The organism is Burkholderia sp. AU16482 (genome assembly GCF_002223285.1).
In the GTDB taxonomy this organism is placed as follows: domain Bacteria; phylum Pseudomonadota; class Gammaproteobacteria; order Burkholderiales; family Burkholderiaceae; genus Burkholderia; species Burkholderia semiarida.
Genome location: NZ_NKEY01000008.1, coordinates 197,454 through 213,100 on the forward strand (window position 1 = coordinate 197,454; position 15,647 = coordinate 213,100).

At 63.3% G+C, this 15,647-nt stretch carries 9 protein-coding genes; all 9 read left to right on the top strand.

Annotated elements, in window-relative coordinates:
• Window positions 1–400: 400 nt before the first annotated feature.
• Complete coding sequence (locus CFB35_RS30355; RefSeq protein WP_089466003.1) at window positions 401–2,386, top strand: gamma-glutamyltransferase family protein; 1,986 nt, start codon at window positions 401–403, stop codon at window positions 2,384–2,386.
• A 371-nt stretch (window positions 2,387–2,757) separates the two neighbouring features.
• Window positions 2,758–3,300, top strand: a complete 543-nt coding sequence (locus tag CFB35_RS30360) for a hypothetical protein (RefSeq protein ID WP_089466004.1) — start codon at window positions 2,758–2,760, stop codon at window positions 3,298–3,300.
• 1,193 nt (window positions 3,301–4,493) lie between these two features.
• Window positions 4,494–5,663, top strand: a complete 1,170-nt coding sequence (locus CFB35_RS30365; RefSeq protein ID WP_256940246.1) for an ornithine cyclodeaminase family protein — start codon at window positions 4,494–4,496, stop codon at window positions 5,661–5,663.
• The gene (locus tag CFB35_RS30370) at window positions 5,657–7,039 is read left to right on the top strand and encodes an alanine racemase (RefSeq protein ID WP_089466005.1); all 1,383 of its coding nucleotides are present in this window, start codon (window positions 5,657–5,659) and stop codon (window positions 7,037–7,039) included. The genes CFB35_RS30365 and CFB35_RS30370 overlap by 7 nt, the downstream gene beginning before the upstream one ends.
• A 2-nt stretch (window positions 7,040–7,041) precedes the next feature.
• On the top strand, window positions 7,042–8,079 hold the full coding sequence (locus tag CFB35_RS30375; protein ID WP_089466006.1) for a cysteine synthase family protein: 1,038 nt from the start codon (window positions 7,042–7,044) through the stop codon (window positions 8,077–8,079).
• Complete coding sequence (locus tag CFB35_RS30380) at window positions 8,076–9,452, top strand: MATE family efflux transporter (RefSeq protein ID WP_089466007.1); 1,377 nt, start codon at window positions 8,076–8,078, stop codon at window positions 9,450–9,452. The genes CFB35_RS30375 and CFB35_RS30380 overlap by 4 nt, the downstream gene beginning before the upstream one ends.
• Window positions 9,453–10,466: 1,014 nt before the next feature.
• A complete protein-coding gene (locus CFB35_RS30385) occupies window positions 10,467–11,243 on the top strand; it encodes a LuxR C-terminal-related transcriptional regulator (protein ID WP_256940240.1) in 777 nt (258 codons plus the stop codon).
• A gap of 12 nt (window positions 11,244–11,255) precedes the next feature.
• Window positions 11,256–11,504, top strand: a complete 249-nt coding sequence (locus CFB35_RS30390; protein ID WP_089466008.1) for a hypothetical protein — start codon at window positions 11,256–11,258, stop codon at window positions 11,502–11,504.
• A gap of 81 nt (window positions 11,505–11,585) precedes the next feature.
• Window positions 11,586–15,611, top strand: a complete 4,026-nt coding sequence (locus CFB35_RS30395; protein ID WP_373453027.1) for a DUF3683 domain-containing protein — start codon at window positions 11,586–11,588, stop codon at window positions 15,609–15,611.
• Window positions 15,612–15,647: the final 36 nt, after the last annotated feature.

Here is a 15,647-nt window from a genome sequence, read left to right on the forward strand (position 1 = left end):
CCATTAGCCGCCGGCCGGCATGAACGCGACCAGCCGTGCGAGGAAGCCGAGCTTCAGGCAAGAACGCAGGCGTCGTCAAGCGCGGGCAGCGTGCGCAATGGCGCTGCTGCCGCGCGTCGGGCGAAGGCGCCGCAGCCGCGCCGGCGTGGGCTTGCCTGCCCGGCCGCGCGAGCACGGCGAACGCCATTTGCGTCGCGATGTAAGCCGCATTGCGATGCAGCAGGCAAAACCGCATGCCGGTTCGGTGACGTTGCGTACACAACTTTCGGCTGCGTGACGTGATTTCCCTATTGCCGGAAAAATTTTGTCCGTGCGAGTATCGAACACGTTGCCCGGGCACCGAGGCGGTTGCCGGCAACAGGATGCCCATCGCAACGATCGACAGGAACATCGGCAGACAATGCACAGAACAGCGATTTTTCCGTATGCGTCCGCGTTGCTCGCGGCAGCCCTGCTGACCGCCTGTGGCGGCGACGTCGAGAACGAGGCGGCCCGCACGACCGCGCCTTCCGCCGATGCGAGCTGCCTCGCGGTCGACAACAGCGGCGCGACGGTCGTGGTGGGCTCGAACCAGCCGGGCGACCCGTCGCTGCCGGAAGCGTCGTCGGGCTATCGCACCGGGATGAAGCCCGTCTATGCGAAAACGTACCTCGTGGCAACGTCGAACGCGTACGCGAGCGCGGCCGGTTGCGCGGTGTTGAAGAAGGGCGGCACGGCCGCTGACGCGGCGGTCGCCGTGCAGGCCGTGCTCGGCCTGACGGTGCCCGAGGCGACGGGCCTCGGCTCGGGCGGCGTGCTGCTCTACTACGATGCGCGCGGCAAGACGCTGCAGGCATACGACGGCCGCGAAACCGCGCCGGCCGCCGCGACCGAGAACTACCTGCGCTACGTCGATGACGCCACCGATCATTCGGCGCCGCTGCCGAGCGCGCGCGCGAGCGGCCGCTCGATCGGCACGATCGGCGTGCCGCGGCTCATCGAGGCGCTGCAACAGGATCACGGCCGCTTGCCATGGCAGAGCCTGTTCGGCGATGCGATTACGCTCGCGACCAACGGTTTCCCGATCGGCGGCCGGCTGGCCGACGCGATCGCCGCGAATGCCGCGAACCTGAAGCGCGACCCCGAAGCCGCCGCGTATTTCCTGAACGCCGATGGTTCGCCGAAGACGCTCGGCACCGTTCTGAAGAATCCGGCCTACGCGCGCACGCTGTCGCTGATGGCGCAGTCGGGCGCGAATGCGCTGTATACGGGGCAGATCGCGCAGGACATCGTCGCGAAGATCGCCGCGACGAAGGGCGCGGACGGCTCGACGCTCACGCCGGGCAAGACGACCGTCGCCGACCTTGCCGCATATCAGGCGAAGCGCCGCGACCCGGTGTGCACGACCTATCGCAGTTACTGGGTTTGCGGGATGCCGCCGCCGTCGTCGGGCGGCATCGCGGTCGCATCGGCGCTCGGCATCCTCGAGAACTATGACCTGAAGTCGCTGAAACCGACGGCGATCGATCTCGAAGGCGGCAAGCCGACCGTCGCGGGCGTTCATCTCATTACCGAAGCCGAACGGCTCGCGTATGCCGACCGCGACAAGTACGTGGCCGATACCGACTTCGTGCCGCTGCCGGGCGGCACGTGGAACACGTTGCTGAACAAGCCGTACCTGAAATCGCGCGCGGCGCTGATCGACCCGGCCAAGAGCATGGGCACCGCGCAGCCCGGCAATCTCGGTGCCGTGCCGCTCGGCGTCGACACGACGCTGATCGAGCACGGCACGAACCAGTTCACGATCGTGGATGGCGACGGCAACGTGCTGAGCGCGACGACGACGGTCGAATCGAGCATGGGCTCGTTTCACATGACCAACGGCTTCCTGCTGAACAACCAGTTGACCGACTTCTCCGCGAACCCGCTCGACACGTCCGGCAATCCGGTCGCGAACCGCCTGCAGCCGGGCAAGCGGCCGCGCAGCTCGATGGCGCCGACGATCGTGTTCGGGCAGGCTGCCGACGGCTCGCGCGGCGACTTCGTGATGGCGACCGGTTCGCCGGGCGGCGGCACGATTCCGCAATACGTGGTCAAGACGCTGGTCGGCGCGCTCGACTGGGGGCTCGATGCGCAGCAGTCGGCGGGGCTCGTCGATTTCGGCGCGAGCAACAGCCCGACGACCACGATCGGCGGCGAGCATCCGAACGTCAACCCGGCGAACAACGGCGCGAACGATCCGCTGATCACGGGGCTGCTCGCGCTCGGGCACAAGGTATCGACGTCCGCGCAGGCGAGCGGCGTCAACACGGTGATGCGGGTGACGGTCGGCCAGTCGCCCGCGTTGCAGGGCGGCACCGATCCGCGTCGCGAAGGCATCGTGCTCGGCGATACGTTCCGGCCGTAGCCGGGCAGCGCACGCACGGCGCCGGTCCGCTCGTTAGCGGCCGGGCCGTGCATCGTGACGCGGCCGCATCGACGGCCACGCGATCCTCATCCTTCGGAATGCAGATGAGGCGGCCGGCATGAAGCACGTCTGCCGGCCCGGACTGCGCCCGTCCATCGTCGAATAGAGCGGCCGCCCCGCCGCAACCCTCCGATTGTCAAACAGTGTGAGTCAATCGTCAGCATTTGCAACGGAAGTAACAGTCCCCGCAATTCGATCGTTTTGCACGCCGCCGCCGCTACATTAGCTCCACCTGCCGCATGTCGCGGCGAGGCATGCGACAAGCCGCACGAAGGCGGCCCGCAGCAACAACGTCTTTGGGGAGAATGACCATGAACACGATTCGCACGATTCTGCTGGGTGCCGCTCTGACGGCGATGGCGACTTCGGCTGCATTCGCACAGACAGCCCAGACCGGTGCGCAGGGTTCCGCGGGCGTCGGCGCCCAGGTCCAGACGCCGCTGCTCGGCGGCGGCGTGGGTGTGCAGGCCGGCGGCGGCGCGAATGCGGCAGGTTCGGGTTCGGGCGCGGGCGATGTCGTCGGCGGCGCGCTGAACGGCGTCGGCAAGACGGTCGGCGGCGTGGGCTCGGCAGCCGGCGCGGCGGTCGGCGGCGCGACGCAGGCGGTCGGTTCGGCGGCCGGCGCGACGAAGGATGCGGCGGCATCGGCCGTCCACGCGACGAAGTCGCACGTGAAGCGCGTCGCGGCCTCGGCGAAGAGCCATGCACAAGGCGCGGTGTCGACCGCGGGCGACGTCGCCGGCGGCGCGAAGGCGAAGGCCGGCGAGGCGCTCGAAGGCGCGACGAACTCGGTGCAGGGCGGCGCGTCGGTTGGCGTGAAGGGCTCGGCGTCGGCGCAAGGCGGCGCGCTGTAACAAGTAGCACGCATCGCGTCACGGCCCGGCCCGCTTCGATGCGGGCCGGGCTTTTCTATTGGGGAAACGCGATGTGTCGTGCGCGGTGCCTCATGTCGAAACACGGCAGCATGAGTGCATCGATATTGATTAGGATGACAGAAATAAAAAAGTGGGCGCTCGACTGAACTCGACGCCGAAAGGAGACGGCCATCGGGCCGGGGACACCGGAACGGCGTATCCACCCCGAACATTTCGGCGGCCCCCGATGCGGGGCGCTTTGGCGACTTCAAGGAGCCTATCGTCCAGGCGGCATGTCGAGTGACATCGGAGCGCCGTGGAATGGATGAGCCCGCCTTGTCCGGTGTTTCCGTATCTCTTCACGCCTGGATGCCCGGGCCGCACATTGACAGGCGCAGCAACCTGATGCCGGCGCGCAAGCCGGGCCTTTCGATTCTGCTATCAAGCAGCTATCGGTCGCAATTTTCACTTTCATAGCTCAATGACGATCGCCGTAAAGGTATTTGAAATGATTGAATAAAGTGTTTGCAAGAAAAGTGGTGGCTGGTTTATAAATACGAGCGATTTCCATTCTCTGTCGGCCGCCACCCTCGACGTTGATGGGGTTTCAGATTGATGTGACCTTGAGGCCGCCTGCAAAGCAGCTATGCCGACGTTGGGAGAATCCCGCCGAATTTTCTGAACTCGTCAGCTCGTGCCTGATGAACCGCAGGCGAAGCACGGTATTTTCGTTATCGAAGCGATGATTACTTGATCAGCGTCAATTGCGAGTCATCTTGTGGTTCGAATTGACGCCAATGATGCATTTTATAATTCAATTGATTCGGATTGCGAAATTATAAGAATGGGTTCGATGAAAAATGAAACGGTTGTAAATTACTTTTTTATTACCTGTAATCCGACCTTCGAGAAACGAGATCGCATGATGAATACGCCGCTAAGCATGAAGCACCCGCGGTAATGGAACGTGTCGCCAGTCGACCGACACATCCGATTCAGCTCCACCGAACAATATCGAGAGAAGACGACCGCGAAATGCACCACGCGGTGCATCGGTCGTCGACACCGAAAGCAGCGTATTCGCCTGATGTCAGACAGGCGAGTGCCGGATTTCACACGAGGGAAACAAATGACTCTTTTCGACGGGATCGATCCGTCCGATTCATGGCCGATGTCGAAACCCATTGCACACGATGAATGGCACGGCGACGAGGCGATCCGGTCCACCGGCGTCGCCCCGTTACATCCATGTTCAAGTCAACCTGCACGATGCATGCGGCAGGCCCCTTCGATACGTGAAATCCGGTGAGACACGAGTGAATACGATGATATCCACGATGGCAGATGACGCCAAACCCGACGCGGACATTCGGCCGCGGCTCGCGACGCAACCCTCGAAACTCCTGGTGCTTGGCAAGCGCACGATCGACGAACTCGACTACGACCCATCGATGGTGCTCGAAGCCGTCGAACGGGCATACCTTGGCCTCGGCACCGGCGAATCCGACAATCCGCGCAAGCTGATGAGCCAGCCGGCGGACAAGCATTCCGTCGCGTACTCGATGCTGGGTCGAGACGGTGGACGCAGAACGGTCGGTTTCAAGACGTCGTATAAGTTCGATCCGGAACATAACCGCGAACTTCAGAAGTACTACACGACGTTGTTGCTGTTCGACGACGAAACGGGCCTGCCTGTCGCGCTGATGGACGGCAGCCTTGTCGGGTCGCTGCGCACGCCGGCGGTGTCGGCCCTGATCGCGCGCGCAGCGGCGCCGCGGGCGCGAACGGCCCTCGTCGTCGGCACGGGCACGCAGGGGCGGATGGCGGCGCCGTTCCTGCTCACCGCATTGCCGGACATCGAGCGCGTGATCGTGCACGGTCACTACGAGTCAGGAATCGACGCCGTGCGCAATACGCTGAAGCGCTTTCACCCGGATCGTGACATCGAAGTGTCGAAGGATCTCGTCGCCTCCGCGAACGAGGCCGACATCGTGCTGGGCGTGGCTGGCGCCGGTGTATCGGAGGCCGTGCGGCACGCGGCGCTGAAGCCGGGCGCGCTGGCGCTGCTGGTCGGATACGGAATTCATGCTGACGCGCTGCATTGCGCCGATTACCGCATCGCGACGAGCGAGGCGCAAATGCAGGTGACCGGCGCCGATCTCGTGGACGAAGCCGGAAAACTGCCTGCTGTCGACGCCGAGTTGCCGGACATACTGCTGGGCCGCAAGCCTGCACGGCGCAACGACACCGATATCGTTTACGCGTTCAACAGCGGAATGATCGTGACGGACATCGCGCTCGGGCGCGTGTTGGCCGATGCCGCGCTGGCGAAAAGGCTCGGTCGGGAAGTCGAACTATGGTGACGGATATTCCCCGATTGCCCGCGTTGTGGGATCCGCTACTGCGCGATTTCGTGGACGGACATCAGGCGATGATCCGCGATCTTGTCGATGGCTTCGACGCACCCGTTCATTTCCTGTTTCCCGGGCGCTTCGCGCGCAATGTCGCCGAATTTCAGCGCGTACTGGACGATCGCCAGGTGTCGGGGCGCATCTATTATGCGAAGAAGGCGAACAAGGCGCGATGCTTCGCGCATGCGGCCGCGGCATCCGGGATCGGCGTCGACGTCGCGAGCACGGGCGAATTCTCGGAAGCGTTGGCCGCCGGGGTGTGCGGGACCGATATCGGCGTATCCGGGCCGTCGAAGTCGGAGGCACTGCTGCGGCTCGCGGTTTCGCACGATGCGTTGATCGCGATCGACAGCGAGGAGGAACTCGATCGGCTGATCGCGATCTCGGGACAGGCCAGGCGGACCGCGCGCATTCTGTTGCGCATGGCGCCCAGGGCACGAGGCGATAGTCGATTCGGATTGAGTGCCGAGGCGCTGCGCGTTGCGCTGTCGACCTGTGCCGCGACGCAGGCGTCGGTCGCCCTTGAAGGGTTCTCGTTTCATCTGTCCGGGTACAGCGCGATGGAGCGCTGCAATCAGGCCGCGATGGCGATGCGTGCGTGCATGGCTGCTCGTGAACTCGGCCTTGCGCCGAACACGATCAATATCGGCGGCGGCTTCGCGATGTCGTACGCCAGCGAGAGCGACTGGCGCGCATTCCAGCGCGCACACCGGCCGGACGATTACCACGCGAACAAGGTATTCGGCGGCTTCTATCCGTATCACTCTGCCTGCAGCGGCGCGCGGATGCTCGATGCAATCCTGGCGGGCACTCCCGACACGGAGTCCGCAACGCTCGCCGAACTGGTCCGCGAGTATGGCCTGAAAATCATGCTGGAACCGGGGCGTGCACTGCTGGATCAGGCAGGATTCACGGTCTTTGCCGTGCAGGGCGTGAAGGACTGCGGCGACTATGGCATCGCGACCGTCAATGGCACGAGCTTCAGCGTCTCGGAGCAATGGTTCGCCAGCGAATTCCTGCCCGATCCGGAACTGCTGAGCGTGACGCGCGAGCCCTCGCGATCTCCGCGCACGGGCGCGCCTTATCGCGCCTGTGTCGGCGGGGCGAGCTGCCTCGATTCGGACATGCTGACCTGGCGCAAGATCGCATTCGGGCAGCGCCCGGAACCCGGCGATCTGCTGATCTACCCAAACACGGCCGGCTACCAGATGGATTCGAACGAATCTTCATTTCACGAGTTGCCGCTTCCCCCCAAGCTTGTCTTGACACTTGACGGCGCACGGCCGCGTTGGCGCGTCGATCGCCTCTTCCAGTTTCCGGGAGCCTGACCATGAATGTACGCTTTCTCGGTGAGCAAGCCACGATCACCGTACCTGCGATCGTGTCGAAGGTATCGGATCTTGTCGGCCACACGCCGTTGTTCGAATTGATTCGCGGCGCCAACGGCGCGCGCATCCTGCTTAAACTCGAGTCGACGAATCCGACCGGCAGCGCCAAGATCCGGATGGCAAGGCAGATGCTCGACGAAGCCGAACGGGACGGAAGTCTCCGGCCGGCCGGGCATGTGATCGAATCGACCTCCGGCAATACGGGCATGGGGCTCGCGCTGTTGTCGGCCGAGCGCGGCTATCGGTTCACCGCGGTCGTGGATCGTCACGCATCGAAAGACAAGTTGCGCGCGATGCAGGCCTTCGGCGCGGCGCTCGTCTACGTGAGCGACGGCGACGAGATCGCGACGGCGGACCGGGACGCACTTGCCAAACGCATGGCGGCCGACGATCCGGACGGCATCTGGACGGAGCAGCACAACAATCCCGCGAACGGTAACGGTTATCGCGGGCTGGCACATGAGCTGCGCGACATTCTTGGCGACCGGATCGACTTTCTGGTCGGTGCGGTCGGCACCGGCGGGTCGCTGTTCGGCACTGCGCGGGAACTGCTCGCGACCGGCCCGGCGCCGCGAGTCGTCGGCGTCGAGCCCGTCGGCTCGATCGTTTTCGGCGGCGAAGGCGGGCCGTATTATCAGTCCGGCACCGGGACACCGCCCGGCGCCGAGATCGGCGCGTTGGTCGACTATGCGTTGCTCGACGAAGGCTTCAAAGTGACGGACGCGGCCGCATTCAATACAGCACGCTATATCGCACGCAAGAAGTCGCTGCTCGTCGGCGGCTCGGCAGGCGGTGTCGTCTGGCACGCGTTGAAGATGTTCGATTCGCTGCCCGCGGGTGCGACACTCGTGGCCCTGGTCTGTGACGGCGGGGAGAAATATCTGGACACGGTGTTCAACGACGACTGGATGCGAGAGCGGAATCTGCTCGACGAGTCGGTTGCTCACGAACTTGAATCGATATTTTCCCGCGCCGTATGAAACTTCATCGGCAAGTCTGGCTCGATGCCAGACAAATCGGCGTGCTTGCCGCTCCGCTCGTTCTCACGCAGCTCGCACAGGTGGCGCTGACGACCACCGACATCGTCATGATGGGGATGCTTGGCCCGCGCGAGATCGCCGCTGGCGGTCTCGCGCTGACGATCTTCAACCAGTTCCGGACGATGGGAACCGGGCTGGTGACGGGAACCGGCAACCTCGTCGCGTTCGCGAACGGCCAGCACGCGCATGCGGAAATCATGCGGCTGGTGCGGTCCGGCTTTGCGTTGTCGACGCTTGCGGCACTGGTGTTTGCATTGATGATGCTGTGCATCGAAAAGCCGCTTGTCTGGCTCGGTCAGGACCCCGACGTCGCGCGGCAAGCGTCGTTCTATCTGGCGGCGGCCGCGCCCGGCATGTTGCCGTGTCTCTGGTTTCAGGTGCTTCGACAATATACCGTCGGATTGCGCAGGCCTGGGCCGCTATTGGCGATCACGATCGTATCGATCGTCGTCAACGCCGCGCTCGACTATGCATTGATGTTCGGCAGGTTCGGATTTCCGAAGCTCGGCCTGATCGGCATTGCGTGCGCAACCAGTTGCGTGTACCTGCTTTCCTTCATCGCGTTCCTGACGATCGCTAGGCGCCGGCCGGAACTGTCCGAACACTTGTCGCTCGCCGTCTGGCGTGCCGATGCCGATACGTTGGCGCGGACGTGGCGGATGGGTTTGCCGATTGCGGCAACCTATGGATCGGAGGCAGCGTTCTTTACCGTCCTCACGCTCGTGATCGGGACGCTCGGCGCCGATGCGCTCGCCGCCCAGACAATCGTGAATCAGGTGATCTACATCGTGTTCATGATTTCCGTCGGCTTGTCTCATGCGTCGTCGATCAGCATCAGCCATGCGTGTGCACGGCACGACTATCGCGGGGCGCGTCGACTCGGCTATACCGGGCTCGCGTCGGGCGTCGTGATCATGGTGATCGTCGCGCTGCCATATCTGGTCGCACCGGCGCGCGTGCTTGCGCCGTTTCTCGATAACCGGGTGGCCGCGAGTGCCGAAGTGCTGCGACTCGCCGGCGGGCTGCTGACGATCGCGGCACTGCTGCAAATCTTCGATTGCAGTCAGAACATCGGCGTCGGCATCTTGCGAGGGCTCGGTGACGTAACGAGTTCGTTCCGGATATCGATCGTCGGATACTGGGTCATCGGTCTGCCGGTCGCCTGGGTGGCCGGTGTGCTGCTGGGATACGGCATCTATGGCATATGGAGCGGACTCGCCATCGGCCTTGCGGCCACGGCGTCGATGTTGCTGCACAAGTTCGAGGGCCGCCTTCGCGCGATGGCGAAACGCCCGTCGGGCGGGCATTCGTGAACTGGCTAGCGGTACCGACGAGCACACGGATACAGATGCGGTGCCAGCATGCCCGGCCATACTGGCCGGCGCCGGATGCAGCGCCGTTCGCATACTGTCGACCGATGGCAGTACGCGGTTTGTCGCTGTCGCCACGCCGGCGATGTGCCCGCCGTTCGATCGATCAGGAGCGGGTGTCGCGAGATGCGTCGACCGGCTGGTTGCGTGAATCAGGATTTTTTGCCGATTCAGTCAGGGAATATTCGAACGGACGGGGAAGATTTGACTGCGTTCAGGCAGCAGGATCGGATCAATCGATTTTCCTGAATTATCGGCGTGGCAATTGACTGTCGCAAATTCAAACGATGTAAATAATCGACGGAACTATACGAGCATGCGAAATTGAAATCACGGAGATTTGTAAAGTTTTCTAGCTCGATCGGGCCGTGGCTTCTGCAAAATCGCGCTTGATGTCGAGATATTGAAACGACGTGCGTCAGTTTGTCGCAGGCATGAAACAAAATTCGAATTTTTGCTGTAACTAGATAGAAAGCTTCATTACATATTTTTTTCGAAAGGTAATGTTTCTGTCTTCTGTCCTCCGATATACTTGCGCAGCGCCAGGTTTAGAGAATGAAGTCTAGGCGTGAAGTTCAGCCGCCGGCTCTTCAATTGGCCATTGTCTGGCTTGCGGCTGGTGAATGAATACATTTCGACATCGCGCGCGTGGATGAAATCGTTCTGTCATTAGGGCATGTGAAGTCCGGTTTCAATAATTGGCATGTTAATAATTCAGATGTTAATCATTCGGCGTCGTTGATCCGTACTCCTTGACAAATGTTTGTTCTGGAAGCATGGCATCGCGAGCGATGCTTGACTTGATGTTGTCATCGAATATTGGCCAGTGCCGATGTACAGGGAGTAAGCGCCAGGTGCCGGCAATCCGTTACGGTCTTGAAGCTTGGGTAAATAAACCGGGTTGCCACGGCGCGTCGACGATCAAGAACCTTGTCTTTTCAATAAGGGCCCGGAAAATTGGAGACCTTTTCTCGCATCATCGGCGAGATTCTTCGTCCCAACGGTTTGACCGAGGGGATCGATCAGCTCGCGGAAAAAATTGGACGAGTGATTCCGTTCGACAAGTGTTTGATTTTGCATGGAGGAAGCGGCGATGCAGCTTCTCACGGACTGATATATCGCTATGGTGCCGCGAACGACGCCGGAACCCGACGAGGCCTGACGCTGTTTGGAGCCGGGATCGACATTGATCGATATTTGAGTTGCTTCGCCTTGTCGGATCGTCAGGATCATACCTTTCGCTGGCGCGATCTCGACGGGGAATTGCCGCAACGCGATGCGCAGGTCAACGATGTCGCGTCATACATGCGCGGGCAGGGGGTGGTCGCTTGTATTGGCGCGCCGCCCGGCGATTCGACGGCCATTCGGACCGTCTTGCAGTTGAAGTGCGAAGACACGACGTTGCATTCGGCGTTGCTCGTCAGTCTCATTGCCATGCATTTGCATGCAGCACTGACCCAGAAGATTGCGAGACAGAGCCGGGAAGCCGCGGAATCACCTGCGGCAGGCTTCGAGCCGGATGCTTGCGCGGACCCGAACAGGATTCAGTTCACGAGAAAGGAATCCGATGTAATCAAATGGGTAGTCGAAGGCAAGACTGCGTGGGAAATTGGCCGAATACTTTCGATGTCGGAAAGAACGGTCAAGTTTCATCTGACGAATGTGTATGAAAAACTGCGTGTTTCGAACAGGGCGCAGGCGGTGGCGAAGGTTAGCCGTCTGGGATTGATCTAGGAGAGTTCGGGAATGTCTTTCAAGGAAAAGGTCAAGGCATTTGTCGCGCGTCATGGGTTGACGTACAAAGCCTATATTTTGTCGATTCTCTTTCTGCCGCCTGCCGCGCTTTATATCGCATGGAAGCGGCCGGGCTTGCCGGTCCCGGGCCGTGTCCTGCTGTGCGTGACCGGGGTGCTTGCGCCTCCGTTGATCGGCATAGCCACGGCGATGATCCTGAAGAGTGCGTTCGATCTGGTCTGGACCGCCATTTCCGTTTAGTTTGCCTGCTGCCTGCCGAATACGATTCCGCTTTCCCGAGCGTGGTTCTCGATCGCATCATCATTCATTTCATAGACGCCAATGAATGCCCGACTGCCAAGCGTACATTTGCTAGATCGTGTTCGGGCAATAGCAGGATTACATGAACCGTCGCGCAATATTCCGTATAACTACACGTCGTTTTCCGATCGCGAGATCGTGATTCGCCTGCTCGGCGAAGAGGCGTGGTCGGTGCTCGACGAACTGCGCGCCGAGCGCCGCACGGGCCGCTCGGCGCGGCTGCTCTGCGAAGTGCTCGGCGACATCTGGGTCGTGCGCCGCAACCCGTATCTGCAGGACGACTTGCTCGATAACCGAACGCGTCGGGCGTTCCTGATCGCCACGCTGCATGACCGGCTGTCCGAAATTGCAAGACGTCGCCGGGTGAGTGTGAGCGGATGGTACGACGCCGCCGGCCGCGAGCGCGCATCGCGCGTCGAGATGCTGGAAGCGGCGGCGCAGCGCGCGGTCGACGAGTTCGCCGACGAATTCGACAAGATGGCCGAGCTGCGCCGCCGCGCGACCAAGGCGCTTGGCCGCTGCACGCAGAAGGACAACATCCGCTTCGACGGGCTGTCGCGCGTGTCGCACGTGACCGACGCGACCGACTGGCGCGTCGAATACCCGTTCGTCGTGCTGACGCCCGACACCGAAGCCGAGATCGCCGCGCTGATCAAGGCGTGCTTCGAGCTCGGCCTGACCGTGATCCCGCGCGGCGGCGGCACCGGCTACACGGGCGGCGCGGTGCCGCTCACGCCGTTCTCCGCGGTGATCAACACCGAGAAGCTCGAACAGCTCGGCGCGGTCGAGCTCACCGAGCTGCCGGGCGTCGCGCACAAGGTGCCGACGATCTTCTCCGGCGCGGGCGTCGTCACGCGCCGCGTGACCGAAGCGGCGGAAGCGGCCGGCTACGTGTTCGCGGTCGATCCGACCTCGCTCGACGCCTCGTGCATCGGCGGCAACGTCGCGATGAACGCGGGCGGCAAGAAGGCCGTGCTGTGGGGCACCGCGCTCGACAACCTGGCCTGGTGGCGGATGGTCGACCCGGACGGCAACTGGCTCGAAGTCACGCGCCACGAGCACAATCAGGGCAAGATCCACGACATCGCGGTCGCGCGCTTCGAGCTGAAGTGGTTCGACGGCGCGTACGCGCCGGGCGAGAAGCTGCTGAAGACCGAGATGCTCGAGATCGAAGGCCGGCGCTTTCGCAAGGAAGGGCTCGGCAAGGACGTGACCGACAAGTTCCTCGCCGGCCTGCCGGGCGTGCAGAAGGAAGGCTGCGACGGGCTGATCACGTCCGCGCGCTGGGTGCTGCACAAGATGCCCGCGCACACGCGCACCGTCTGCCTCGAATTCTTCGGCCAGGCGCGCGAGGCGATCCCGAGCATCGTCGAGATCAAGGACTACCTGTTCGAGACCTCGAAGCAGGGCGGCGCGATCCTCGCGGGCCTCGAGCACCTCGACGAGCGCTACCTGCGCGCGGTCGGCTACGCGACCAAGAGCAAGCGCAATGCGTTCCCGAAGATGGTGCTGATCGGCGACATCGTCGGCGACGACGCCGACGCGGTCGCGCACGCGACGTCCGAAGTGATCCGGATGGCGAACGGCAAGAGCGGCGAAGGCTTCGTCGCGGTCAGCGCGGAGGCGCGCAAGCGCTTCTGGCTCGACCGCAGCCGCACGGCGGCGATCGCGAAGCACACGAACGCGTTCAAGATCAACGAGGACGTCGTGATCCCGCTGAACCGGATGGGCGAGTACACCGACGGCATCGAGCGGATCAACATCGAGCTGTCGCTGAAGAACAAGCTGCAGCTGGTCGACGCGCTCGAGGCGTTCTTCCGTGGCGGCAACCTGCCGCTCGGCAAGACCGACGACGCGAACGAGATCCCGAGCGCGGAACTGCTGGAGGACCGCGTGCAGCAGGCGCTGGAGCTGCTCAAGCGCGTGCGCGCGCGCTGGGAATTCGTGCGCGACCGGCTCGACCAGCCGCTGCGCGAGGCGCAGCACTACCTGGTGCAGCTCGGCTACGAGGCGCTCGCGGAGAAGTTCGCCGATCGCGCGGACGAGCAGCCGGGCGCGACCGTGTTCCACGTCACGCAGGACCGCACGGTGCGCATCTCGTGGAAGCAGGAGATCCGCGCGGAACTGCGCGCGATCTTCAACGGCGGCGCGTTCAAGCCGATCCTCGACGAAGCGCAGGCGATCCACAAGCGCGTGCTGCGCGCGCGCGTGTTCGTCGCGCTGCACATGCACGCGGGCGACGGCAACGTGCACACGAACATCCCGGTCAACTCCGACAACTACGAGATGCTGCAGGACGCGCACGCGGCCGTCGCGCGGATCATGACGCTCGCGCGCTCGCTCGACGGCGTGATTTCCGGCGAGCACGGGATCGGCATCACGAAGCTCGAGTTCCTGACCGAGGACGAGATCGCCGAATTCCGCGCGTACAAGCAGCGCGTGGACCCGAACGGCCGCTTCAACAAGGGCAAGCTGCTCGAGGGCGCCGATCTGCGCAATGCGTACACGCCGAGCTTCGGGCTGATGGGCTACGAGTCGCTGATCATGCAGCAGTCCGACATCGGCGCGATCGCCGATTCGGTGAAGGACTGCCTGCGCTGCGGCAAGTGCAAGCCGGTGTGCGCGACGCACGTGCCGCGCGCGAACCTGCTGTACAGCCCGCGCAACAAGATCCTCGCGACGTCGCTGCTGGTCGAGGCGTTCCTGTACGAGGAGCAGACGCGCCGCGGCGTGTCGATCAAGCACTGGGACGAGTTCAACGACGTGGCCGACCACTGCACGGTGTGCCACAAGTGCGCGACGCCGTGCCCGGTGAAGATCGACTTCGGCGACGTGACGATGAACATGCGCAACCTGTTGCGCAAGATGGGCAAGAAGAAGTTCAACGCGGGCAACGCGGCGGGCATGTTCTTCCTGAACGCGACCAATCCGCAGACGATCAACGTCGCGCGCGGCGTGATGATGGGGGTGGGCTACAAGGTGCAGCGCTTCGCGAACGACATGCTCAAGAAGGTCGTGACGAAGCAGACGCAGCACCCGCCGGCGACGACGGGCAAGCCGCCGGCGGTCGAGCAGGTGATCCACTTCGTGAACAAGAAGATGCCGGGCAACCTGCCGAAGAAGACGGCGCGCGCGCTGCTGGACATCGAGGACAACAAGATCGTGCCGATCATCCGCGACCCGAAATCGACGACCGTCGATTCGGAGGCGGTGTTCTACTTCCCGGGCTGCGGCTCCGAGCGGCTGTTCTCGCAGGTGGGGCTGGCGACGCAGGCGATGCTGTGGGAGGCGGGCGTGCAGACGGTGCTGCCGCCGGGCTACCTGTGCTGCGGCTATCCGCAGCGCGGCTCGGGCCAGTACGACAAGGCCGAGAAGATCGTGACGGACAACCGCGTGCTGTTCCACCGGGTGGCGAACACGCTGAACTACCTGGACATCAAGACGGTGGTGGTGTCGTGCGGCACGTGCTACGACCAGCTCGCGGGCTACGAATTCGACAAGATCTTCCCGGGCTGCCGGATCATCGACATCCACGAGTTCCTGCTGGAGAAGGGGATGAAGCTCGACGGCGTGACGGGCACGCGCTACATGTACCACGACCCGTGCCACACGCCGATCAAGACGATGGACCCGGTGAAGCTGGTCAACGAGCTGATGGGTTCGGAGAAGGACGGCTACAAGATCGAGAAGAACGATCGCTGCTGCGGCGAATCGGGCACGCTGGCGGTCACGCGGCCGGACATCTCCACGCAGGTGCGCTTCCGCAAGGAAGAAGAGATTCGCAAGGGCGCGGCGAAGCTGCGTGCGATTCCGGTGGTGGCGGGCGACGCGGCGGCGCCGGCGGCAGTGGCCGCGGCCGGCCCGGACGTGAAGATCCTGACGAGCTGCCCGTCGTGCCTGCAGGGGCTGTCGCGCTACGGCGAGGACGCGAATCTCGAAGCGGACTACATCGTGGTCGAGATCGCGCGCCAGGTGCTCGGCGAGAACTGGATGGCCGATTATGTCGCACGCGCCAACCATGGCGGGATCGAGCGCGTGATGCTGTGACGGGATGACCTCGCAGCCGATGCCGGCGCGACCGGT

Coding starts and splice junctions, on each gene's coding strand:
- CFB35_RS30355 (WP_089466003.1), top strand. CDS start 401: ATGCACAGAACAGCGATTTTTCCGTATGCGTCCGCGTTGCTCGCGGCA.
- CFB35_RS30360 (WP_089466004.1), top strand. CDS start 2,758: ATGAACACGATTCGCACGATTCTGCTGGGTGCCGCTCTGACGGCGATG.
- CFB35_RS30365 (WP_256940246.1), top strand. CDS start 4,494: ATGAATGGCACGGCGACGAGGCGATCCGGTCCACCGGCGTCGCCCCGT.
- CFB35_RS30370 (WP_089466005.1), top strand. CDS start 5,657: ATGGTGACGGATATTCCCCGATTGCCCGCGTTGTGGGATCCGCTACTG.
- CFB35_RS30375 (WP_089466006.1), top strand. CDS start 7,042: ATGAATGTACGCTTTCTCGGTGAGCAAGCCACGATCACCGTACCTGCG.
- CFB35_RS30380 (WP_089466007.1), top strand. CDS start 8,076: ATGAAACTTCATCGGCAAGTCTGGCTCGATGCCAGACAAATCGGCGTG.
- CFB35_RS30390 (WP_089466008.1), top strand. CDS start 11,256: ATGTCTTTCAAGGAAAAGGTCAAGGCATTTGTCGCGCGTCATGGGTTG.
- CFB35_RS30395 (WP_373453027.1), top strand. CDS start 11,586: ATGAATGCCCGACTGCCAAGCGTACATTTGCTAGATCGTGTTCGGGCA.